General features: G+C 64.8%; 17 protein-coding genes. 10 read left to right on the top strand and 7 right to left on the bottom strand.

The features are described from left to right. Positions 1 to 2: 2 nt before the first annotated feature. Positions 3 to 1,436: a cytochrome-c oxidase, cbb3-type subunit I gene (gene ccoN / locus ISS97_RS19425; protein ID WP_379984530.1), complete on the bottom strand. Its 1,434-nt coding sequence runs from the start codon at positions 1,434 to 1,436 to the stop codon at positions 3 to 5. Between the two features lie 167 nt (positions 1,437 to 1,603). After that, a complete protein-coding gene (locus tag ISS97_RS19420; RefSeq protein ID WP_379984531.1) occupies positions 1,604 to 2,347 on the bottom strand; it encodes a helix-turn-helix domain-containing protein in 744 nt (247 codons plus the stop codon). Positions 2,348 to 2,576: 229 nt separating this feature from the next. On the opposite strand from ISS97_RS19420, the gene ispG reads away from it, so the two are divergent. From ispG to ISS97_RS19405, 3 genes are all read left to right on the top strand, one after another. Beyond that, the gene (gene ispG / locus ISS97_RS19415) at positions 2,577 to 3,836 is read left to right on the top strand and encodes a flavodoxin-dependent (E)-4-hydroxy-3-methylbut-2-enyl-diphosphate synthase (RefSeq protein WP_379984532.1); all 1,260 of its coding nucleotides are present in this window, start codon (positions 2,577 to 2,579) and stop codon (positions 3,834 to 3,836) included. A gap of 24 nt (positions 3,837 to 3,860) precedes the next feature. Beyond that, positions 3,861 to 4,553, top strand: a complete 693-nt coding sequence (locus ISS97_RS19410; protein WP_379984533.1) for a class I SAM-dependent methyltransferase — start codon at positions 3,861 to 3,863, stop codon at positions 4,551 to 4,553. A gap of 149 nt (positions 4,554 to 4,702) precedes the next feature. Next, entirely contained in the window at positions 4,703 to 5,557 is an 855-nt protein-coding gene (locus tag ISS97_RS19405; protein WP_379984534.1) for an HD-GYP domain-containing protein, read from the top strand. Here ISS97_RS19405 and ISS97_RS19400 read toward each other — a convergent pair. Next, on the bottom strand, positions 5,532 to 6,497 hold the full coding sequence (locus ISS97_RS19400) for a GlxA family transcriptional regulator (protein ID WP_379984535.1): 966 nt from the start codon (positions 6,495 to 6,497) through the stop codon (positions 5,532 to 5,534). The two genes, ISS97_RS19405 and ISS97_RS19400, sit on opposite strands and share 26 nt — an antisense overlap. A gap of 110 nt (positions 6,498 to 6,607) precedes the next feature. Between ISS97_RS19400 and ISS97_RS19395 the strand changes: the two genes are divergently transcribed. Then, entirely contained in the window at positions 6,608 to 7,252 is a 645-nt protein-coding gene (locus ISS97_RS19395) for a cysteine hydrolase family protein (RefSeq protein ID WP_379984536.1), read from the top strand. A gap of 550 nt (positions 7,253 to 7,802) precedes the next feature. Here the strand turns inward: ISS97_RS19395 and aat are convergent. The 4 genes from aat to trxB all read right to left on the bottom strand — a co-directional run bounded on the left by aat (position 7,803) and on the right by trxB (position 11,547). Continuing rightward, entirely contained in the window at positions 7,803 to 8,534 is a 732-nt protein-coding gene (aat, locus tag ISS97_RS19390) for a leucyl/phenylalanyl-tRNA--protein transferase (RefSeq protein ID WP_379984537.1), read from the bottom strand. Continuing rightward, positions 8,531 to 9,676 (bottom strand): GNAT family N-acetyltransferase, encoded by a 1,146-nt coding sequence (locus ISS97_RS19385; RefSeq protein WP_379984538.1) that lies wholly within the window; start codon positions 9,674 to 9,676, stop codon positions 8,531 to 8,533. The genes aat and ISS97_RS19385 overlap by 4 nt, the downstream gene beginning before the upstream one ends. 249 nt (positions 9,677 to 9,925) lie before the next feature. Continuing rightward, the gene (locus tag ISS97_RS19380) at positions 9,926 to 10,585 is read right to left on the bottom strand and encodes a DsbA family protein (protein WP_379984539.1); all 660 of its coding nucleotides are present in this window, start codon (positions 10,583 to 10,585) and stop codon (positions 9,926 to 9,928) included. Then, the gene (gene trxB, locus ISS97_RS19375) at positions 10,585 to 11,547 is read right to left on the bottom strand and encodes a thioredoxin-disulfide reductase (protein WP_379984540.1); all 963 of its coding nucleotides are present in this window, start codon (positions 11,545 to 11,547) and stop codon (positions 10,585 to 10,587) included. The genes ISS97_RS19380 and trxB overlap by 1 nt, the downstream gene beginning before the upstream one ends. 363 nt (positions 11,548 to 11,910) lie before the next feature. On the opposite strand from trxB, the gene ISS97_RS19370 reads away from it, so the two are divergent. From ISS97_RS19370 to ISS97_RS19345, 6 genes are all read left to right on the top strand, one after another. Further along, positions 11,911 to 14,238 (top strand): DNA translocase FtsK, encoded by a 2,328-nt coding sequence (locus tag ISS97_RS19370; protein ID WP_379984541.1) that lies wholly within the window; start codon positions 11,911 to 11,913, stop codon positions 14,236 to 14,238. Positions 14,239 to 14,463: 225 nt separating this feature from the next. Next, positions 14,464 to 15,123: an outer membrane lipoprotein chaperone LolA gene (lolA, locus tag ISS97_RS19365; RefSeq protein WP_379984542.1), complete on the top strand. Its 660-nt coding sequence runs from the start codon at positions 14,464 to 14,466 to the stop codon at positions 15,121 to 15,123. A gap of 9 nt (positions 15,124 to 15,132) precedes the next feature. Further along, on the top strand, positions 15,133 to 15,795 hold the full coding sequence (locus ISS97_RS19360) for a YoaK family protein (protein WP_379984543.1): 663 nt from the start codon (positions 15,133 to 15,135) through the stop codon (positions 15,793 to 15,795). 99 nt (positions 15,796 to 15,894) lie between these two features. Continuing rightward, positions 15,895 to 18,603, top strand: a complete 2,709-nt coding sequence (locus ISS97_RS19355) for a DUF2339 domain-containing protein (RefSeq protein ID WP_379984544.1) — start codon at positions 15,895 to 15,897, stop codon at positions 18,601 to 18,603. After that, a complete protein-coding gene (locus tag ISS97_RS19350; RefSeq protein ID WP_379984545.1) occupies positions 18,593 to 19,969 on the top strand; it encodes a DUF3999 family protein in 1,377 nt (458 codons plus the stop codon). The genes ISS97_RS19355 and ISS97_RS19350 overlap by 11 nt, the downstream gene beginning before the upstream one ends. Positions 19,970 to 19,993: 24 nt before the next feature. Continuing rightward, the gene (locus tag ISS97_RS19345; RefSeq protein WP_379984546.1) at positions 19,994 to 21,328 is read left to right on the top strand and encodes a replication-associated recombination protein A; all 1,335 of its coding nucleotides are present in this window, start codon (positions 19,994 to 19,996) and stop codon (positions 21,326 to 21,328) included. Positions 21,329 to 21,402: the final 74 nt, after the last annotated feature.

The raw sequence follows: 21,402 nt of genomic DNA, 5'->3' as shown, positions 1-21,402 counted from the left end.
GCTCAGGCTCCCTGCGGAATGGCGATAGGTTCGACGCCACGCGCACGCACGGGCTCCCAGGTGCGCCACATGTTCCAGGCCATCACACACATGCCGCTCACGATCATGAGGCCGGCGGCGGCACGGATGATGTACATCGGGTGCACCGCGCGCAGGCTGTCCATGAAGCTGTAGGCCAGCGAGCCGGAGGGCAGCGTTTCACGCCACATCACGCCTTCGGTGACGCCGGCGGTCCACATGGCGAACACGTACATGATGGTGCCGCCCACATGCATCCAGAAATGCACGTTGATGGCGCGGGTGGAGTACATCGCTTCCTGCCCGAGCACGCGCGGCGCCATGGAGTAGAGCGAGCCGATGGTGATCATCGCCACCCAGCCGAGTGCGCCGGAATGCACGTGGGCGATAGTCCAGTCGGTGTAGTGCGAGATCGCGTTGACGCTCTTGATCGCCATCATCGAGCCTTCGAAGGTGGCGGCGGCGTAGAACACCAGCGCCATCACCATGAAGCGCGTGATCGGGTCGGTCTTGAGCTTGTACCAGGCGCCGTTGTAGGTCATCAGGCCGTTGGCGGCCGAGCCCCAGCTGGGCATCAGCAGGATCAGCGAGAAGATCATGCCCACCGACTGCACCCAGTCGGGCAGGGCGGTGTACAGCAGGTGGTGCGAGCCGGCCCACATGTACACGGAGATCAGCGCCCAGAAGTTCACGATGGAGAAGCGGTAGCTCCATAGCGGGCGGTCGGCCTGGCGCGGCACGAAGTAATACATCATGGCCAGGAAGCCGGCGGTGAGGAAAAACGCCACCGCATTGTGGCCGTACCACCACTGCACCATCGCGTCGACGGCGCCGGAGTACACGATGTACGACTTGCCCATCGACACCGGGATGGCGATGTTGTTGACGATGTGCAGCAAGCCCACCGCGATGATGAAGGCGCCGTAGTACCAGTTGGCCACGTAGATGTGGCGGATGCGCCGCTTGGCCAGCGTGCCGAAGAAGTTCCAGCCGAAAGCCACCCACACTACCGCGATCAGCAGGTCGATCGGCCATTCCAGCTCGGCGTATTCCTTGCTCTGGGTAATGCCCAGCGGCAGCGTGATCACCGCCGACACCAGCACAGCCTGCCAGCCCCAGAAGGTGAAGGTGGCGAGCTTGTCGGAGAACAGGCGGGTGTGGCAGGTGCGCTGCACCACGTAGTAGCAGGAGGCCATCAGCGCACTGCCGCCGAAGGCGAAGATCACGCCATTGGTATGCAGCGGCCGGATGCGGCTGTAGGTCAGCCAGGGGATGTCGAAGTTGAGGGCGGGCCAGGCGAGCTGGGCGGCGGCGAGCAGGCCGACCCCCATACCCACGATGCCCCAGAAAACGGCGGCGGCGAGGAACTGCCGCACGACCTTGTCGTTATAGGTAAGCGAATCGGCTGCGTTGGCCATAGCCCCTGTTGCCTGCATAAGGAGTGCGCGCAGGGTAGGCAGCGGGGCTGTTCTCGATATTGATCGACATCAACTCGATGAGTTGTTTTGCCGCAGTTTGGAGTGCGCCGCGGCGATGTGATGGCGGAGTGCGTCGTTATGCCGCTCGGGCGAGAGTGCTAGGCGACTCAGCCTTGAAGCAGGTGTCGCCCGACGTCGCGCAGCGCCCTGCCGTCAAGGATGTCGAGACCCTGCCGGTCGATGCGGATGAACCCGGCATCGCGGAAGCGGGCGAGCAGGCGGCTGACGGTTTCGGTGGCGAGGCGCAGGTGGTTGCCGATGTCCGCGCGCGACATCGGCAGCGGCAGGTGGTCGGCGCGCAGGCCGAGCATGGCGCGGCGGTCGCTGAGGTCGGTGAGGAAGGCGGCCATGCGTTCTTCGGCGGGGTAGTCGCCACCGCTCAGGCGCTGCTGATGAATCTGGCGGCTCATGGTGTGCATGAGATGCCACTGCACGTCGGGCTGGGTGGTGGCGAGGCAGCGCAGGCTGTCGAAGGGGAAGCGGCAGAACTGGGTGCGGCCGAGCGCGATCACGGCGTTGTCGTGATAACCAAGGCAGATCGCGTCGAGGGCGAACAGCTCGCCAGGGAGATGAAAGGCCAACACCTGCTCGCGCCCGGCGCTGTCGACCGTGACGGTCTTGGCCATGCCGGACTGAACGGCGTAGAGCGCGCGGAAGGGCGTGCGGGGACGGTAGAGGTATTCGCCGTCGCGGAGCAGGCCGACCTTTTCCACGATGCGGCGCAGGCCGGAGAGTTCGTCCTTGCCGTAGCCGCCCGCCTGGCAGGCGCTGGCGTGGGCGCAGCCGGTGCAGCCGACGGTGTGCGCGCGGCGCGTGGCCGGCGGGGTTTCCAGGGTATGGATGGCGGGCATGCGGGTGTTCCTTGATCGTCGTGTCGGGCACGTTTCTCCGCGATCATGATCGGTCTGGAAACCGCCGGAATGGCGCCTGTGCGCGGTTATGCCGCATCGGCCAGGGTGCTGGACGATCCATGGCGAAACGCGGTTGTTACGTGACCTGTCATGAACCGCCACAGCGGCTTGAAGTATCCTTGTACGGTTGCCGCGCCAGCGTCGCGGCCTGTGTCCGGTTGGTTCCTTGATGAGCGACAAGTCTTCTTCTTCCCCCCGCAATGCCGAACCCGGCAAGCGCCGCCCCAGCGTCGCCGTGCAGATCGGCAAGGTGATCGTGGGCGGCGGTGCGCCGATCGTGGTGCAGTCGATGACCAACACCGACACGGAAGACCCGGTCAGCACCGCCAAGCAGATCGCCGAGCTGGCGCGCGCCGGCTCCGAGCTGGTGCGCATTACAGTGAATACGCCAGCCGCCGCTGCGGCAGTGCCGCGCATCCGTGAGCGGCTGGAGATGATGGGCGTAGAGGTGCCGATCATCGGCGACTTCCACTACAACGGCCATCAGTTGCTGGAAGGCGAGCCGGCCTGCGCCGAGGCGCTGGCGAAGTACCGCATCAATCCCGGCAACGTCGGCTTCGGCAAGAAGAAGGACAGCCAGTTCGCGGCGATCATCGAAAAGGCGATCCAGTACGGCAAGCCGGTACGCATCGGCGCCAACTGGGGTTCGCTGGACCAGAGCATGGTCGCCATGTTGATGGACGAGAACCACACCCGTGCCGAGCCGTGGGATGCCGCGCACGTGGCGCGCGAGGCTTTGATCCGTTCGGCGCTGGATTCCGCGCTGCGCGCGGAAGAGATCGGCCTGTCGCGCGATCGCATCATTCTTTCCTGCAAGGTATCTGGCGTGCAGGAGCTGATCGCGGTGTACCGCGATATCGCCGCACGTTGCGATTACGCGCTGCATCTGGGCCTGACCGAAGCCGGCATGGGTTCCAAGGGCATCACCGCGTCGAGCGCCGCGCTGGCCGTGCTGTTGCAGGAAGGCATCGGCGACACCATCCGCATCTCGCTTACGCCGGAACCGGGCGCGTCGCGCACCGGCGAGGTGGTGGTGGCGCAGGAGCTGCTGCAGACCATGGGCCTGCGTGCATTCACGCCGCTGGTCACGGCCTGCCCGGGTTGCGGGCGCACCACCAGCGAGTTCTTCCAGGAACTGGCCAAGACCGTGCAGGCGCATGTGCGCGACAAGATGCCGGAGTGGCGCGTGAAGTACGACGGCGTGGAGAACCTCACGCTGGCCGTGATGGGCTGCGTGGTGAACGGGCCGGGCGAATCCAAGCACGCCAACATCGGTATCTCGCTGCCGGGCAATGGCGAGGCACCGTCGGCGCCGGTATTCATCGACGGCGAGAAGGCCATGACCTTGCGCGGCGATCGCATCGCCGACGAGTTCGTGGGCATCCTCGACAACTACGTTGCCACGCGTTACCAGGCGCGCGGCGGCTGACCCATCGGAGCGTTGCCTGCTCGCATGACCAGCGAAACGCTCCTCCTCGAAAACGCCATCCTCGCGGCCTGGCAACAGAACGCGCAGCCGTGGACGCAGGCGGTGCGCGAACAGCGCATCGAAAGCCGCCGCCTGGTGACGGACCGCGCGGTGGTGGAGGCCGTCATGGCCTGCGCGCCGAAACGGGTCATCGATATCGGCTGCGGCGAAGGCTGGCTGGCGCGCGTGCTTACGGCGCAGGGTGTCGAGGTCATCGGCGTGGACGCCGTGGCCGACCTGATCGAGACAGCACGGGCGCAAGGTGGCGGGCGCTTCGAACACCTCTCCTATGCGCAGCTCGCCGCCGGCATGCTTGGCGAGCGGGGCGATGTGGTGGTGTGCAACTTCTCCTTGCTGGGCAAGCAGTCGGTGGAACACCTGCTGGCAGCCGTGCCCGGCCTGTTGAATCACAGTGGCGTATTGGTGGTGCAGACCCTGCATCCAATGATGGCTTGCGGCGACCAGCCTTATCGCGATGGCTGGCGCGAAGGTTCATGGGCCGGATGCGGCGAGGGTTTCAATACGCCGGCACCGTGGTACTTCCGCACGTTGGGCGGCTGGCTGGATACGTTCACGGCGTGCGGGCTCAGGCTGATACGCATCGATGAGCCGCTGCATCCGGACAGTGGCCGGCCGGCCTCCGTATTGTTCGTGCTGGTACCCGCCCACAGCGTCTGAAGTCGTGCATGCACCTGGCGATGGATCGATGATCCATTAGTCATGGATGATCCGGTGCGCAAACGCACACCCATCCGCCCCGGTTGGAGGTAAGCTCCCGCTCGTCACGCCCGCAGGGACAGCGCCCGGCGGACGGTCAGGGGGATGGCATGACATTGAAGCCTCAAGTCCGCACGGTACTGACCTACGTCATCGTGGCCAGTCTGTGGATCTGGTTGTCCAATCACGCATTGCTTTCGTTGGTGCGGGACGCCAAAACACTCAGCTTATTCCAGAGCGTGAAGGGCACGTTGTTTGTGCTGATCACCGGTGGCTTGCTCTACGTGATGATCGACCGCGACCTGCGCCGCCTGGCCAAGGTCAACCGCACGTTGATGGAAGGCAATGAGCAATCCTTGCGCGTGCTGGTGTCGGCGATGGATATCCGCCACAAGGAAACCCGCGACCACTCCGAGCGTGTGATGCGCATGACGGTGGCGCTGGCGCGCTTGGCGGGGATGGACGAAGAGGCCCTGTACCGCGTGAAGTTCGGCGCGCTGCTGCACGACATCGGCAAGCTGGCCTTGCCGGATGCGATCCTGATCAAGCCAGGTCCGCTGGATGCCGAAGAAATCCAACTGATGCGCACGCATCCGCAGATCGGCCACGATCTGTTGCAACGCGTGGATTTTCTTCGACCGGTGGTCGACATTCCGTACAGCCATCACGAGCGCTGGGACGGCAACGGCTATCCGCGCGGGCTGCGCGGCGAGTCGATTCCGCTGGCCGCGCGCGTGTTCAGCGTGGTGGACGTATGGGACGCACTGAGTTTTCCGCGCGTGTACAAGCCCGCGTGGCCCGAGCACGAAGTGATCGACTACCTGCACAAGATTTCCGGAAGCCAGCTGGATCCGAACATGGTCGAGCTGTTCCTGGCGCATTACGACGAACTCAAGCGCATCGGCATGGACCGCCTGGATTTGTTGCCGCCGCCCGAGGTCAGTTCTCCACACGCGCTGCATTGAAGGTGCGCCGATAGTTCATCGGCGAGGTGCGAAAGGCACGCTGGAAATGCTGGCGCAACGTGACCGGCGAGCCCAGGCCGACCGCGCCGGCGATGCGGTCCAGCGGCAGGCTGGTGGTTTCCAGCAATCGCTGCGCTTCGCTGAGACGTTGAGACATCAACCAGTCACCAAAGCTGCTGCCGGTGAGCTGGCGGAAATGCCGGGTAAAACTGCGCCGGCTCATCGCGGCGCGCGCGGCGATTTCATCCAGACTGTGCGGATGCCGCAGTTTGCGGCGGATCTCGTCGAGCAGCTTTCCCATGCGCACATCGCCAGCCATCGCCGGCACGGGCTGCTCGATGAATTGCGCCTGCCCGCCATGACGGAACGGTGACACCACCATGCGCCGCGCGATGCGGTTGGCGTGCTCGCTGCCCAGCAGCTGGCGCACCAGATGCAGGCAGCAATCGATACCGGCCGCGGCGCCGGCGGAGGTGACGATCTGGCCCGCATCCACATACAGCACATCCGGGTCCACCTCGGCGGTGGGGAACAGCGCTGCCAGCTCATCCGTAGCGAACCAGTGCGTGGTGGCGCGCCGGCCATCGAGCAGGCCGGCATGGCCGAGCACGAAAGCGCCCATGCACAGGCCGACGATGCGTTTGCCGCTCGCGGCGGCGCGCCGTAGCGCTTCCAGCAAGGCTTCCGGCGGCCGCTCATCGGCATCGCGCCAGGAGGGCACGATCACGATGTCAGCGTTGCGTAGTTCATCCAGGCCATAGTCGGTGGCGATGGCGAAACCCGAGGCACTACGCACGCGCTTGCCCTCGGCGGAGCACACGCGCAGGCGGAACGGTGAGGTCTTCTCGCGCAGCACCGCCTGGAACACGCCGCAGGGCACGGAGAGATGAAAGGGGAGGATGTCGTTGAACGCCACCACGGCGATGCGGATCTTGCGCATGAGAATATCCGGCTGGCCCAATACCATCGATGATTGTCCTTCGGGCCACTCTCGCACAAGTGCCGCGCGGCGCAGCATACGCACACCTTCCACACATCAGGAGTTGAGCCATGACTGCCAAGACCCCGCGCCGCGCGCTGATCGTTATCGACGTGCAGAACGAATACTTCACCGGCAACCTGCAGATTGAATATCCGCCAGTGGTTGACAGCCTTGCGCACATCACTCATGCGATGGACGCGGCGACCACGGCGGGCATTCCGGTGATCGTGATCCAGCAGAATTCACCGGCCGATGGCCCGGCCTTCGCCGAAGGCAGCGATGGCTGGCAGCTGCACCCCGAAGTGGCCCGCCGTCATCGCGATGTGCTTTTCCTCAAGCCGCTACCGAGTGCGTTCTCCGAGACCGGTTTGTCCGATTGGCTGCAGGCGAATCAGATCGACACGCTGAGCGTGGTTGGCTACATGACACATAACTGCAACGACACCACGATCAAGCATGCGTTCGATCGCGGGATGGCGGTGGAGTTTTTGCATGACGCGTCGGGGGCGGTGTCGTATGCGAACCGCGCTGGTTATGCGACGGCGGAGGAGATTCACCGGGTGTTTGCGGTGGTGGAGCAGTCGCGGTTTGCGGCGGTGTTGAGTACGGAGGAGTGGGTGCGTTGCGTGGCTTCAGGGGAGGTGCCGGTGCGGGAGGATATTTTGAGTTCGTATCGGAGGGCGCAGGTGTTGCGGTCTGCGAAGGCTGCTTAAGTTTTTTGCTCCCTCTCCCCTCTGGGGAGAGGGTTGGAGTGATGAGGGTTTGGTCTGGCAACATCCTTTCCTACTTCGTCATTCCGGCGCAGGCCGGAATCCAGTAGTGAAGCGTTTCGATTGTCGTGTTATCGCGACCGGGCTCGCCTGCGGCGGGCTTCCGTCTCGCTGCCGCGAGCCGGGTTACTTTTCTTTGCTTGCCCAAAGAAAAGTAACCAAAAGAAAAGGCACCCCTCTTACGCGCCCTCCGGCTTCGCCTACGGGTCCGTGAGGGTTGGCCGGGCTTTTCGACACGACGTCCCTGTCGTGTCGAAAAGGCGCAGGCGTCCTGCCTGCGCCCCCTTCGGGGCCTGATCGTCCAACCCTCACCGCTCCACAGGGGACCCGTTACGGGCTCGCTTACGCATCGCCAAGCAAAGAAAAAGAAAGAGCAGCTCCCTCTCCCCTCCGGGGAGAGGGTTGGGGTGAGGGGCGGGTGCTTGAGATCGCGTTTCTACAACGCAGCTCTCAAGCACATCAGCTCAAAGTCAAAACACATCTTTGATGTGCTTCAACCCCACCCATCCAACATCCCTTCCACCAACGGCGTAAACCGCTCCCAGCTCCCAGGCTGCCCCGGCAATTGCGTGAGCTGTTCAACGATGCGCAGAAACTGCTCGCGCGGATATTCCACGGCACCGAGGCTCATGAGGTGGTTGTTGGTGACCTGGGCGTCGATGAGGGGGAAGTCCCAGCGGTGGAGGAATTGGCCTAAGGCGAGCAGGGCGAGTTTGGAGCCGCCGCTTTCGCGGCTGAACATGGATTCGCCGCAGAAGAGGCGGCCGACGGCGACGCCGTAGATGCCGCCGATGAGGCGATCGCTTTCCCAGACTTCGACGCTGTGGGCGTGGCCCATGGTGTGGAGTCCGTCGTAAGCGTCGATCATGGCGGGGACGATCCACGTACCGATCTGGCCGGGGCGCGGTGCGGCGCAGGCTTCGACGACGTCGCGGAAGGCGTGGTCGACGGTGACGCGCCAGGGTTTGCCGGCGAGTTGGCGGCGCAGGCTGCGGTTGGGTTTGAGGCGGTCGGTGTGGAAGACGCAGCGGGGGTCGGGGGACCACCACAGGATGGGTTCGTCTTCGTTGTACCAGGGGAAGATGCCGCGAGAGTACGCGGCGAGCAGGCGGCGCGGGGAGAGATCACCGCCGAATGCGAGCAAGCCATTGGGGTCGGTCATGGCACGACCGGGATCGGGGAACTGCTCCGGTTTGGCTGCATCGAGGAGAGGCAGGCGGATCATGGCTCGGCGTCGCGGTGGGCGTAGGGGTCGTGTTGCAACAGATCTTGCGCATAAGCGTCGATGCCTTCGGCCTCGCGCGCAAGCGCGGCGCGCACGGCGGCGCGGAAACCTTCGTCGGCCAGGTAGTGGCGCGAGTGCGTGCGCACCGGCAGGAAGCCGCGCGCGAGTTTGTGTTCGCCCTGGGCGCCGGGTTCGAAGCGTTGCAGCCCTTCGCGGATCGCGTGTTCGATGCCCTGGTAGTAGCACAGTTCGAAATGCAGGCCAGGCACCTCGGCGCGGCTGCCCCAGTAGCGTCCGTAGAGGGCGTCACTGCTTTGCAGGAATAGCGCCATGGCGATGATGACGTCGCCATCCAGCGCCAGCGCCACGTGCGAGACATCGCCCAGGCTGCGGCCGAGTTCGTGGAAGAAAGCCGAGGTCAGTGCGGCGTGATTGCCCTTGGCGTCGAAGGTGTTGGTGTAGAGCTTGTGTATGGCGCGCCATTGCTCGTTGCTCAGCGCGTCGCCGCGATGCCATTCGATACGCAGGCCGCTGCGCGCTACTTGCGCGCGTTCGTGGCGGATGTTTTTGCGCTTCTTGTGATTCAGCGCAGCGAGGAAATCGTCGAAGCTGGTGTAACCGCGATTGGGCCAATGAAACTGCACATCAGTGCGCGACAGCCAATCAGGCCCGAAAGCGGGCAGGTCGTCGGCGCTGAGGAAATTGGCATGCACGGAAGATAGACCGAGCTGTTCGGTCACCGCCTGCATCGCGCCGGCCAGTGCCTGGCGTCGCTGCGGCGCTTTGGGGTGGGTTCCCGCCAGCAGGCGCGCGCCGGGCACGGGTGAGTAGGGCACCGCGTTGAGCAGCTTGGGGTAGTAGTCGCCACCGGCGCGTTCCCACGCGCCGGCCCAGCTCCAGTCGAACACGAACTCGCCGTGTGAGTTGCCTTTGAGGTATAGCGGTGCGGCGGCGACCAGCGCATCGTTGTCATACAGGCCCAGATGATGCGGGCGCCAGCCCCAGTCCTCGCGGATGCAGCCGGTGGATTCCAGCGCGGCGAGGAAAGCGTGGGAGAGGAATGGATTGTCGTCGGTACGCAGCGCGTTCCAGTCCGCCGCCGGCAGTTCGGTGATGCTGGAATGGAAGCGCGCTTCGATCATGCCTCAGTGTGCGGTAATCAGCGGCGTGTGGTTAGCGGCGAGTCCCCACGAAAACACAACCTGCTCCTCCCCCTGCACGCAGGGGGAGGTTGGGAGGGGGTAGGCCCTTGCGACAACCTCTCCAGAGCGTTTCCTCAAGTACTCACCCCTCCCCAACCCTCCCCTGCGAGCAGGGGAGGGAGCATGAGCGTCGCTTTACTGAGATTCGACGCCAGCAGGCAGGAACCGTGGCCGTCGCGCATCATTCAATCAATGCACCGCCGGCAGGCGTGCGGCCAATCGTTCCACGAAAGCATCAGGCTTACCGTAGTCATGATGATGCGGCAGCACCTGCCGTTTGCCATCTACTTCCAGTACGAGGGTAGGGAAGCCCTGGCCGCCCACTTCCTCCAGCAGGCGACGGCTGGCCTGCACATGCTCGATCACCTGCGTGCTCTGCGCCTTGGCGAAGGCGGCAGTGAAGCGCTCGCCGTCGAGGCCGGTTTCCACCGCCAGTTCACCCAGTACTTCGGGTTCGACCACGCGCAGGCCGCGCTGGTAATGCGCATCCTGGATGGCGACCAGCATGGGGTAGGCCTTGGCCGGATCGACCGCTTCAGCCGCCAGCACCGCCGTGATCGGCGGCAGCGAATACAGCACGGTGCCTTGCTCCGCCAGCAGACCTTCCAGATACGCCTTGCCGAACGGCTGCCCGCTGAGCTGAGCGATGCGCTGGTCGGCATGCACGATGTGTTCGGCCATGTCCGGATCCAGCCGGCGCGGTTCGCCGAACAGGCCGCCACCATGCAGTTGCAGGGCAAGCCGGCCGCCGAGTTTCTCGACGGCCGCGCTCACCAGCGGCTGCGCGGCATAGCACCAGCCGCACAGCGGATCGTGGATGTAATGCAGCGTGGCGTGATGCGTGGACATCAACCCGCCGGGCTCTGCTGGTCCAGCCAGCGCTCGGCGTCCAGTGCGGCCATGCAGCCAAAGCCGGCCGAAGTGATGGCCTGGCGATAGACATGGTCGGCCACGTCGCCCGCCGCGAACACGCCGGGCACCGAAGTCATGGTGGCCATGCCGGCCTGGCCGCTGCGGATCTTGATGTAGCCGTCGTGCATCTCGAGCTGGCCTTCGAAGATGCCGGTATTCGGCGTGTGGCCGATAGCGACAAAGAAGCCGGTGGCCTGGATATCACGAGTGGCGCCGCTGTTGACGTCCTTCACGCGCACGCCGGTCACGCCGGACTGGTCGCCCAGCACTTGGTCTACAGCGTGGTTCCACACCAGCTCGATCTTGCCGTGGGCAGCCTTCTCGAACAGCTTGTCCTGCATGATCTTCTCGGCGCGCAGCTTGTCGCGGCGATGCACCAGGGTGACCTTGCTGGCGATGTTGGACAGATACAGCGCCTCTTCCACGGCGGTGTTGCCGCCGCCGACCACCACCACTTCCTGTTCGCGGAAGAAGAAGCCGTCGCAGGTGGCGCAGGCGGAAACGCCCTTGCCCTTGAAGTGCTCCTCGCTCGAAATGCCCAGGTACTTGGCGGTGGCGCCGGTGGAGATGATCAGCGCGTCGGCGGTGTACTCGCCGGAATCACCCTTGAGGCGGAACGGGCGCTGCTTCAGATCCACGCTATGAATATGGTCGAACACCATTTCCGTGTGGAAGCGTTCGGCATGCTCGGCCATGCGCTGCATCAGCGCCGGACCCTGCAGGCCTTCCACGTCACCCGGCCAGTTGTCCACGTCGGTCGTGGTCATCAATTGACCACCCTGTTGCAGGCCGGTGATCAGCGTCGGCTTGAGATTGGCGCGGGCGGCGTACACGGCGGCCGTGTAGCCGGCGGGGCCGGAGCCGAGGATCAGCAGGCGGCTGTGCTTGGGGGTGGTCATGGTTATAATCCTTGGGGTTTACTGGCAGCTTGAATCGTTATTCGTTCCGACCCTTACAGCGGTTTCCTCATGCCGGTTCAAGGCATGGGGCGGGGTCGCCTAAGCCCGCAAGAATGGGGAAGACGCGTGACCGATTCAAGGCGCAGGTAACGGCGATACGCCAGATCCGGGAGCCCACAAGGTTCCGGGCGGATGGCGAGGGGATATCGACGGGTTCATTCGGCACTCAAGGGCATGCGCCGAGGATGGCCCGCCTTTTTAGTCGCCCGGCCCGGGCAAGCATAGGGGCGTGGCGGGTTCTGGCTTTTGCCCCTGCGACGCAGTAGAAGCAGGTTTGGTTTTATCCCGAGGAAAAGGAACGCAGTGGCGCGTAGCGCGAACGTCAAGAAGCAAAAAGAGCCCAGCGGCCTCAGCGAGGAGCTGAAGCGCCGTCTGCGCGAAGCCGGCGCGTTACTGCTGTTGCCGCTCGCGCTGTACTTGCTGGTTTGCCTGTTCAGTTACAACGATCAGGATCCCAGCTGGGGCCATGCGAGCACGGTGGAGCATGCGCGCAACTTCGGTGGCGAAGTGGGCGCGAATATCGCCAACCTGCTGCGCTACATCTTCGGGTTGGTTTCGTATTGCTTCCCGCTGCTGCTGCTGATTCTGGGCGTGCAGGTGCTGCGCCATCGCGGCGAGCGCACGGTGCAGCCGTGGGAGCCGTCACTGCGCCTGATCGGTTTCGTATTCTTCTTTATTACCGCGCCGGCGCTGCTATATCTCAATTTTCATGATGAGCCGATCCTGCCGCAGGGCGTGGGCGGCATCATCGGTCAGTGGGTGGGCAGCGGCCTGTTGCACGCCTTTGGCGACAAAGGTGCGCCGCTGCTGTTGCTGGCGGTGTTCCTGGTGGCGGTGACCCTGGCCACCGGCTTGTCGTGGTTCAAGTTGATGGACTGGACCGGCCTGGTCGTGGTCAAGATCGCCAACTGGTTCGGCGGCAAGCTGCGCGAGGCACCGGAAGCGCTGGCCGCACGTCAGGCGCGTGCCGAGCGCGACGTGGTCAAGAAAGTTGAAGCGGTGAAGCAGGCCAAGCGCGAGCCGGTGCGTATCGAAGCACCGCCGCCGCCGGTGGTGAAGAGCGAGCGCGCCAAGGTCGAGACACAGATTCCGCTGTTCACCGGCGCATCCTCGCCGGGCGAACTGCCGCCGCTGTCGCTGCTGGACGAAGCGCCGCCGCAGGGGCCGGGCTACTCCGAAGAAACGCTCGAGGTGCTGTCGCGCCAGGTCGAGCTGAAACTCAAGGACTTCAAGATCGAAGCGAAAGTGGTCGGTGTGTATCCCGGCCCCGTCATCACGCGCTTCGAGCTGGAACCCGCGGCCGGCGTGCGCGGCTCGCAGGTATCCAGCCTGGACAAGGACATCGCGCGCGGCCTTTCCGTGGTCAGCGTGCGCGTGGTGGACGTGATTCCGGGCAAGAACGTGATCGGCCTGGAAATCCCCAACAGCAAGAAGCAGATCGTCTATCTCTCCGAGATCCTGCGCTCCGACAAGTACGACCAGCTGAAGTCGCCGCTGGCGCTGGCGCTGGGCAAGGACATCGCCGGCCGCCCGGCCGTCGCCGACCTCTCCAAGATGCCGCATTTGCTGGTGGCCGGTACCACCGGCTCGGGCAAATCGGTGGCGGTCAACGCGATGGTGCTGAGCCTGCTCTACAAGAGCAGCGCGAAAGACGTGCGCATGATCATGATCGACCCGAAGATGCTGGAGCTCTCGGTGTACGAGGGCATCCCGCATCTGCTGGCGCCGGTGGTCACCGATATGAAGGAGGCCGCCAACGCACTGCGCTGGTGCGTCGCCGAGATGGAGCGCCGCTACAAGCTGATGGCTGCCGTCGGCGTGCGCAACTTGGCGGGCTTCAACAAGAAGGTGCGCGACGCCGAGAACTCCGGCCAGCCGCTGCTGGACCCGCTGTTCCGTCCCAACCCTGAGATGCCCAACCTGGCGGCCGAACCGCTGGAGCCGCTGCCGTACATCGTGGTCATCATCGACGAATTTGCCGACATGATGATGATCGTCGGCAAGAAGGTCGAAGAGCTGATTGCACGCCTGGCGCAGAAGGCGCGTGCGGCTGGCGTGCATCTGGTGCTCGCCACGCAGCGTCCGTCGGTGGATGTGATCACCGGTCTGATCAAGGCCAACATCCCCACACGCATCGCGTTCCAGGTGTCGTCGAAGATCGACTCGCGCACCATCCTGGATCAGAGCGGTGCGGAAACTCTGCTTGGCCATGGCGACATGCTGTATCTGCCGCCCGGCACCGCCACGCCGGATCGCGTTCACGGCGCCTTCGTGGACGACCATGAAGTGCACAACGTGGTGAACTGGCTCCGGTCCCAGGGCGCGCCGCAATACATCGAAGGCGTGCTGGAAGAAGTGCAGGCCACCAGCGACGGCAAATTCATCAACGACGCCGGCCTGCCGCAGGAAGGCGAGGAAGGCGGCGACGCCGACACGCAGCTGTACGACAAGGCCGTGCGCATCGTCACCGAGACGCGCCGCGCATCGATCTCCGGCGTGCAGCGCCATCTGCGCATCGGCTACAACCGTGCGGCGCGTTTGATTGAGCAGATGGAGCAGGACGGGGTGGTGAGTGCGCCCCAGCACAACGGCAACCGTGAAGTGCTGGCGCCGCCGCCGCCGAAGAATTGAGGTGGCCAGGGGGAGAGGGTGGCTCAAGGGCTCACCCCCTCCCAGCCTCCCCCTGCGAGCAGGGGGAGGGGCAAAGGCTCAAGGCTTGCGCAACCTGCCCCCTCCCTTGCTTGCAGGGGAGGGCTGGGGAGGGGTAAGCCCTTGCGACACCCCCACCCAAGCGCCAACCATTAAGCGACCCCCGCGCAAACTTCGCACCATCGCGGAAACGAAACAGGGAACCCCATGAACCGCTTCATCGCTTTCACCGCCGCCATCGCGCTATCGCTGTGCGCCACCGCCCAGGCCGCCACCGGCGCGGCACGCGCGCGCCTGGATACCTTCGCGACGGGCCTGCATTCGCTCACCGGCAAGTTCGCCCAGACGCTCACCGACGCCGCCGGCAACGCGGGCAAGACCAGCTCCGGCACGCTCGCGCTGGAAGCGCCGCGCCAGTTCCGCTGGGACACCGTGACGCCGTACAAGCAGACCATCGTCGCCGACGGCAGCCGCGTGTGGCTGTATGACCCGGACCTGGAGCAGGTCACCGTGCGCGTGCAAAGCACCGAGGAAGCGCACAGCCCGCTCACCGTGCTCACCGATCTCAAGCAGATGGACCGCGACTTCAAAGTGGTGGAGCAGGGCGAGCATGACGGCCTGAACTGGCTGCGCCTCACCTCCACCGGCAAGGATCCGCAGTTCGACTACGCCGACCTTGGCTTCGACGCCAACGGCCTCGCGCGCATGACCTTCCGCGACCAGCTCGGCGCCACCACTGACATCCGCTTCTCCGGCTGGCAGCGCAACGCGTCGATTCCGCCGGCCACCTTCAACTTCGTGCCGCCGAAGGGCGCTGACGTCATCGGCGATGCGCCGGTGATCACCACCCAGCCGCTGAAGAACTGATCGCCCCTCATGCTGCGCCAGTTACCGCGCTGGGCATGGGTCGGCGGAGGGCTGCTGGCCTTTATTGCCGGCATGATCAACGCCGTCGGCTTTATGGGTTTCCGCCATCAGGCGATCACCCATCTCACCGGCACCACCACGTTGTTGGGCGCCGCCGTTGCCGAGGGCAACCGCGGCGAAATGCTGCACTGGACGCTGGCGATCGTGGCCTTCGTATTCGGCGCGGTACTCAGCGGTTTCATCGTGCAGCAGCACACGCTGAAGCTGGGGCGGCGCTACGGCGTGGCGCTGATGGTGGAATCGGCGCTGCTGTTCGCCGCCGTGCCGCTGATCCACAACGGCAACGACATCGGCCTGTATCTCGCCTCCATCGCCTGCGGCCTGCAGAACGCGATGGCCAGCACGTATAGCGGCGCCACCTTCCGCACCACTCATCTCTCCGGCATCTTCACCGACCTCGGCATCTACCTCGGCCAGCGCCTGCGTGGGCTGGAGGTCGACATGCTGCGCATCCATGTATGCGTGCTGGTGGCCGGCAGTTTCCTCGCCGGCAGCGCCGTCGGTGCACTCGCATTCGGTGTGCTGGCGGAACGCACGTTGCTGCTGCCCGCCGTGCTCACCGGCCTGGTCGGCCTTGCCTACGCCATCTACCGCCACCGGCATCTAACCTAAGATTTGCTACGGCAGCTGCCCTGAACATGGCAGACTGATGACCACAACGACCGTGAGTCGGATCCGGCGAATCATTCGGCGGGCAGAAAGGGATGCGACATGTATTTTCTATGGATGGTTGTAGGCGCTGTGCTTGGCGCTATCGCCGGGCAGAGCGTGTTTGCCGCACTGTCCGGCACCGTGCTCGGCCTGTTGTGGGCGCGACAGTCGACGCTATCCAGGGAGTTGCGCGACACCCGTGCGACGCTGGATGCGCTGGCCGCAGGAAGTAAATCCGCGCCAACGCCGGCGGAGAGTCGACCTTTCCCGCTGGTCGCGCCACCGGCAGCCACGGTGGTCGCTGCGCCGATGCCGGTTCGCGACACACAGCCTTCGCTGGTCATAGACAACCCGCCGTCATCCCTTCCGAAGCCGGTACCTGAGCCAGTTCGCGCTTCGCCGCCGGCATCGCCACCACCACCGCCGAGTGGCCCAACGCTGCTGGAGCGCGTGTGGGGTTGGTTCACCGAGGGCAACGTGCCGGTAAAGATCGGCATGTTGGTGTTGTTTGCCGGTGTGGCCGCATTGTTGAAATACGCCTCCGATAGCGGCTTGCTGCATGTGCCGATCGGGCTGCGCATCAGCTTGGTGGCAGTCGCGGCGATTGCAGCGCTCGGTTTCGGTTGGCGCCAACGCACCGAGCGACGCGTGTTCGCGCTATCGCTGCAAGGCGGTGCGATCGGCGTGTTGCTGATAACGATCTTCGCGGCATTTCGTTTGTACGATCTGCTGCCGCCTGCGGCGGCCTTCGCCCTGCTCGTGCTGCTGGTCGCCGGGATCGGGGTACTGGCCGTGTTGCAAGACGCTTTGGCGCTGGCGGTGCTCGGCCTGCTTGCCGGTTTTGCCGCACCGATTCTGGTTTCCACCGGCAGCGGAAGCCATGTCGCGCTGTTCAGTTACTACGCCGTGTTGAACATCGCGGTGCTGGCTATTGCGTGGGTGCGTTCCTGGCGCGTGCTGAACCTGTTGGGTTTCATCGCAACGTTCGGTGTCGGTACGGCCTGGGGCGTACTGCGCTATCAGCACGAGCTTTTCGCCAGCACCGAGCCGTTCCTGATCCTGAATTTCCTGTTCTATCTGGTGATTCCGTGGCTGCACGTATTGCGCGCCCCGGCGGATCGGCGCCTGGTGATCGACGGCAGCCTGTTGTTCGGCAATCCGATCGTGAGCTTGTTGTTACAGGGCGCGCTGCTGCGTTGGCAGGGCCAGAGTCTGGCGTTTTCTGCGCTGATCGCCGCCGCCATTTACGTGTTCGTTGCCTTCAGCGTGCGCCATCGAAGTGGGCTGCGGTTGCTGCGCGACGCCTGGGCGGTATTGGCGGTGAGCCTGGCTACGCTGGCTGTGCCCTTGGCACTGAGCGCGGGTGTCACTGGCAGCATCTTTGCGCTGGAAGGCGCCGGCCTGATCTGGCTGGGTTTGAAGCAGCAGCGCGCATTGTCTCGCTGGAGCGGTCTGGCCTTGCAGGTCTTTGCGGCCAGCGCCTTGCTCATCGCTCGCACGGGACATGCGTACGACACGATGCTGCCGCTACTCAATGGCGATTTCGTCGGTGCACTGCTGCTCGTCGCGGCAGCCTTCGCCGGCAGTACGTTCTATGCGCGCTGGGGCGGCGACACCTCGACGCAGCGACTCATCTCCGTGGCTTTGTATGGGTGGGGATTGGGCTGGTGGCTGCTGGCATGCCACGCGGAGATCGTTCATTTCGCTGGGCCGTCCATGCGGCTGGCTTGGGGCATCGCATTGCTCGCGCTCACCGCCTGGGGCGTTGCCGAGGTGGCGCAGCGCCGCCCCCCGCACGAACTGGGGAAGGTCATCGCTTTCACTGTGCCCGCGCTGTTCGCCGCCGTGCTTCTTCTGCTGATCCAGTGCGGCGTGGAGGAGCAGCAGCTTCTGGTCGGCTGGCGCTTGCTCAGCGTCGCGTTTGCCGCCGTGCTCGGCTGGCGCGCGTTGGCCTGCCTGCGTGCCTATCCATTGGCCGCGACGCTGGCACAGCTCGCCTGGCTATGGCGGTGGGGCGTGATTTTTACAGTGGCGATTGGGGTGGCCTTCATTGGCAGCCGCTGGCTGTCGACCAACTGGTACGTGGTACTGGCATCTATTCCGCTGTTGCTATTGCTCGCGCTGGCGTTGTGGCAGCCGCGGTGGATCGCTTCGCCGCTGTCCGAGCTTTTGCCACAGTGGCGTCCGCCGTTACTGCATTCATTGCTGATGGTGTTGGGCGCGCTGGGTCTTTGGGCGCTGCTGCAGGATGGAGACGCGGCACCGCTGCACTATCTGCCGCTATTGAATCCGGTGGATGTGCTGCTGTTGCTGATCGCCCTGTGCGTCGCCCGTTGGCTTATCGATCCGGCAACGTCGCCAGCGTTGCGGCAGGCGCGTCCGATCATGCTTGGCGTGTTTGTGCTGCTGTTTACTACCAGCGCCACCTTGCGCGGTGTGCATCACTTGGCCGGCGTGCCCTGGAACAGCGCGCTAAGCGACTCCAGCCTCGCTCAGATGTCGTTGACCGTGGTGTGGAGCGCGCTCGGCCTGTTGGCCTGGGTGTGGGGCTCGCGCCGTGGCCAACGGCTGGTATGGCTGGCCGGCGCGGTGATGATGGGCGTGGTGTTGGCGAAGTTGTTGCTGATCGATCGCGGACACCTCGGCAATCTGTTCGGCATCGGCTCCTTCATCGCCTATGGCTTGCTGTGCACGGTGATTGGTTATCTCGCGCCGGCGCCCCCCAAGCGCCCGCTTTCATCTGAAGAGGAGGCCGCACATGCGCCTTGATCTGCGTTGGGTTTTGGCGGCGTCGCTGCTGCCGCTGGCAGCGGCGCATGCCAGCACGATGACTGACTATGCCTACGGTTTCGCCTTGGATACCAAGAACGAAAGCGAGGCTTATCGGGTGGCGTTGAGTCCCGCTGTGTATGCGGCATCGCGACCTGATGCCGGGCTGCGCGATATCGTGGTGATCAATGCGCAAGGGCGTCCAGTGCCGTTTGCGCCGATGCCGCCCACGGCGCCACAGGTGCATGCGTATTCGCTCAAAGCGAAGCTGCTGCCGCTGCCCACCAGTGGTGCGGATGGCAAAGACAGCGTGCGGGTAGAGCGCACCGCGAACGGCGATATCGTGATTAATCAGCCGAGCGCGGTAGCCGCTGCGCTCAAGCCAGTGCAATGGCTGGTCGATGCGCGCCGTTCGGTGGCCATCGACCACATCGATATCGATGCGCTGGACTCCGAGCACGACATGCAGATCCAGCTGGCGGTGGAAGCCAGCGACGATCTGCAGCATTGGAGCGGACGCAATGATGGCGCCACCATCGTCAGCGTGAAACGCGGCGAAGATGCCGTAGACCAGCGCAGCATCCCGGTCGGCGGCGAGCCGGCACGCTATTACCGTTTGCGCATCATCGATGGCGCACCGGCTTGGGACAGCGAGCACACGCCTGCTGTCGAGCTTAGCGGCCATTACACCGACCCGGCCGCCGATCACGCCGCGTCGCTGCAGTGGCAGACCATGCAGCCGGTAACGTCAAGCGCATCCGGCAATGGCCATGACTACGACTACGCCTTGCCGGCCAGGTTGCCGCTGGAGGCCGTGCGGGTAACGTTGCCGGATGCCAATACCGCCGCACTGTTCCAGTTGTCGGCGCAGGCAGGCGAGGGTGGCAGCGCATCGTGGAGCCCGTTGGCCTCGATCACCGTCGTGCGCGTTGCGGGTAAAACCACGGCCGACGCCTCGTTCCCGCCGCAGCGCGTGCAGCATTTGCGCTTGCACACCGACACGCCTTTGCTGCAGGCACCTGCACTAGCGGTGGCCTGGCTACCGGATGAGTTTGTGTTCCTCGCCGAAGGCGGCGGCCCCTATCGTCTGTTGGCCGGCAGCTATGCCGCACGGCGTGCTGACTACCCGGTAGCGGCGGCGCTGGATAGCTTGCACGCAACCCATCCCGAAGACTGGCAGCCGCCCTTGGCCGCCCTGGGCGCGCGCAGCGACGTCGGTGGCCCCCAGGCACTGGCCGCGCCCAAGGTGCCTTATGATTGGACCAAGCCGCTGCTGTGGGTGGTGCTGGTGGCGGGCGCGTTGGCTGTTGGTGGCATGGCGCTGAGTTTGTTGCGGCAATCCAAGCGCGAGGATGCCCGCCCCTGATTCCCGGATTGTTTCCGTTACCTCATGTCCAAGCTGTCCCCATCCCCCGGGCTATTCGCCGAGTCCGATGAGCTGAAGCCGCTGGCCGAGCGCATGCGTCCGCGCAGCCTCGACGAGATCGTGGGCCAGCAGCGTGTGCTGGCGCCGGGCAAGGCGCTGCGCCGCGCGCTGGAAGCGGGCAGGGTGCATTCGATGGTGCTGTGGGGGCCGCCCGGTTGCGGCAAGACTACGCTGGCGCTGCTGGTGGCGCGTTACGCCGACGCCGATTTCCGCGCGATTTCGGCCGTGCTTTCCGGCCTGCCCGAAGTACGCAAGGCGCTGGCCGAAGCCGAAGCCAATTTCGCGCAGGGGCGGCGCACCGTGTTGTTCGTGGATGAGGTGCACCGCTTCAACAAGGCGCAGCAGGATGCCTTCCTGCCGCACATCGAAAAGGGCGTGATCATCTTCGTCGGCGCCACTACCGAGAACCCGTCGTTCGAACTCAACTCCGCCTTGCTCTCGCGCTGCCGCGTGCATGTGCTGGAAGCGGTCTCGCCCGACGACATCGTTGCCGCGTTGAAGCGCGCATTGGTCGACAAGGAGCGCGGCCTCGGCGATCAACCGCTGCAAGTCTCCGACGAGTCACTGAAACTCATCGCGCGCGCGGCCGATGGCGACGTACGCCGCGGCCTCACGCTGCTGGAGATCGCCGCCGAGCTGGCGGAAGACGGCCATATCGACGACACCACCCTGGAGCAGGTGCTGGCCGATCGCACGCGCCGCTTCGACAAGGGCGGCGAACAGTTCTACGACCAGATTTCCGCGCTGCATAAATCCGTGCGCTCATCCGACCCGGATGCCGCGATCTACTGGCTATGCCGCATGCTGGATGGCGGCGTCGATCCGCTCTACCTCGCACGCCGCATGACGCGCATGGCGGTGGAGGACGTGGGCCTGGCCGAACCGCGCGCATGGCGCATGGCGCTCGACGCATGGGACACCTACGAACGCCTCGGCAGCCCCGAGGGCGAACTCGGCCTGGCACAACTCGCCATCTGGCTCGCCATCGCACCCAAGAGCAACGCCGCCTACAAGGCCTACAACCAGGCCCGCGCCGTCGTCAGCGAAAGCGGCACGCTCGACGTACCGATGCACCTGCGCAACGCGCCGACCAAACTGATGAAAGGCCTCGGCTACGGCAAAGGCTACCAATACGACCACGACGCGGAAGGTGGCGTGGCGCTTGATCAGCAATGCTTGCCAGATGCGTTGGCAGGCACCGTGTTCTACGAGCCCGTCGAACGCGGTTTGGAATTGAAACTGCGCGAGAAGCTGCTGAGCCTGCGTGAGGCTCGGCGGCAAGCGCGCGAAAAGAAGTAAGCGATTTTTCTAGCGTGCCGCAAGCACTCAAGGCGCGCTCCCTCCCCTGCTCGCAGGGGAGGGTTGGGGAGGGG

The organism is Dyella koreensis (assembly GCF_044904565.1).
Classification (GTDB): domain Bacteria; phylum Pseudomonadota; class Gammaproteobacteria; order Xanthomonadales; family Rhodanobacteraceae; genus Dyella_D; species Dyella_D koreensis.
The sequence above is the reverse complement of the archived record's forward strand: the minus strand, read 5'-3'. Positions and strand labels throughout refer to the sequence as shown.

What these genes read in the sequence shown, in the direction of transcription:
- ccoN (WP_379984530.1), bottom strand. Translation starts at nt 1,436, where the DNA reads ATGGCCAACGCAGCCGATTCGCTTACCTATAACGACAAGGTCGTGCGG.
- ISS97_RS19420 (WP_379984531.1), bottom strand. Translation starts at nt 2,347, where the DNA reads ATGCCCGCCATCCATACCCTGGAAACCCCGCCGGCCACGCGCCGCGCG.
- ispG (WP_379984532.1), top strand. Translation starts at nt 2,577, where the DNA reads ATGAGCGACAAGTCTTCTTCTTCCCCCCGCAATGCCGAACCCGGCAAG.
- ISS97_RS19410 (WP_379984533.1), top strand. Translation starts at nt 3,861, where the DNA reads ATGACCAGCGAAACGCTCCTCCTCGAAAACGCCATCCTCGCGGCCTGG.
- ISS97_RS19405 (WP_379984534.1), top strand. Translation starts at nt 4,703, where the DNA reads ATGACATTGAAGCCTCAAGTCCGCACGGTACTGACCTACGTCATCGTG.
- ISS97_RS19400 (WP_379984535.1), bottom strand. Translation starts at nt 6,497, where the DNA reads ATGCGCAAGATCCGCATCGCCGTGGTGGCGTTCAACGACATCCTCCCC.
- ISS97_RS19395 (WP_379984536.1), top strand. Translation starts at nt 6,608, where the DNA reads ATGACTGCCAAGACCCCGCGCCGCGCGCTGATCGTTATCGACGTGCAG.
- aat (WP_379984537.1), bottom strand. Translation starts at nt 8,534, where the DNA reads ATGATCCGCCTGCCTCTCCTCGATGCAGCCAAACCGGAGCAGTTCCCC.
- ISS97_RS19385 (WP_379984538.1), bottom strand. Translation starts at nt 9,676, where the DNA reads ATGATCGAAGCGCGCTTCCATTCCAGCATCACCGAACTGCCGGCGGCG.
- ISS97_RS19380 (WP_379984539.1), bottom strand. Translation starts at nt 10,585, where the DNA reads ATGTCCACGCATCACGCCACGCTGCATTACATCCACGATCCGCTGTGC.
- trxB (WP_379984540.1), bottom strand. Translation starts at nt 11,547, where the DNA reads ATGACCACCCCCAAGCACAGCCGCCTGCTGATCCTCGGCTCCGGCCCC.
- lolA (WP_379984542.1), top strand. Translation starts at nt 14,464, where the DNA reads ATGAACCGCTTCATCGCTTTCACCGCCGCCATCGCGCTATCGCTGTGC.
- ISS97_RS19360 (WP_379984543.1), top strand. Translation starts at nt 15,133, where the DNA reads ATGCTGCGCCAGTTACCGCGCTGGGCATGGGTCGGCGGAGGGCTGCTG.
- ISS97_RS19355 (WP_379984544.1), top strand. Translation starts at nt 15,895, where the DNA reads ATGTATTTTCTATGGATGGTTGTAGGCGCTGTGCTTGGCGCTATCGCC.
- ISS97_RS19350 (WP_379984545.1), top strand. Translation starts at nt 18,593, where the DNA reads ATGCGCCTTGATCTGCGTTGGGTTTTGGCGGCGTCGCTGCTGCCGCTG.
- ISS97_RS19345 (WP_379984546.1), top strand. Translation starts at nt 19,994, where the DNA reads ATGTCCAAGCTGTCCCCATCCCCCGGGCTATTCGCCGAGTCCGATGAG.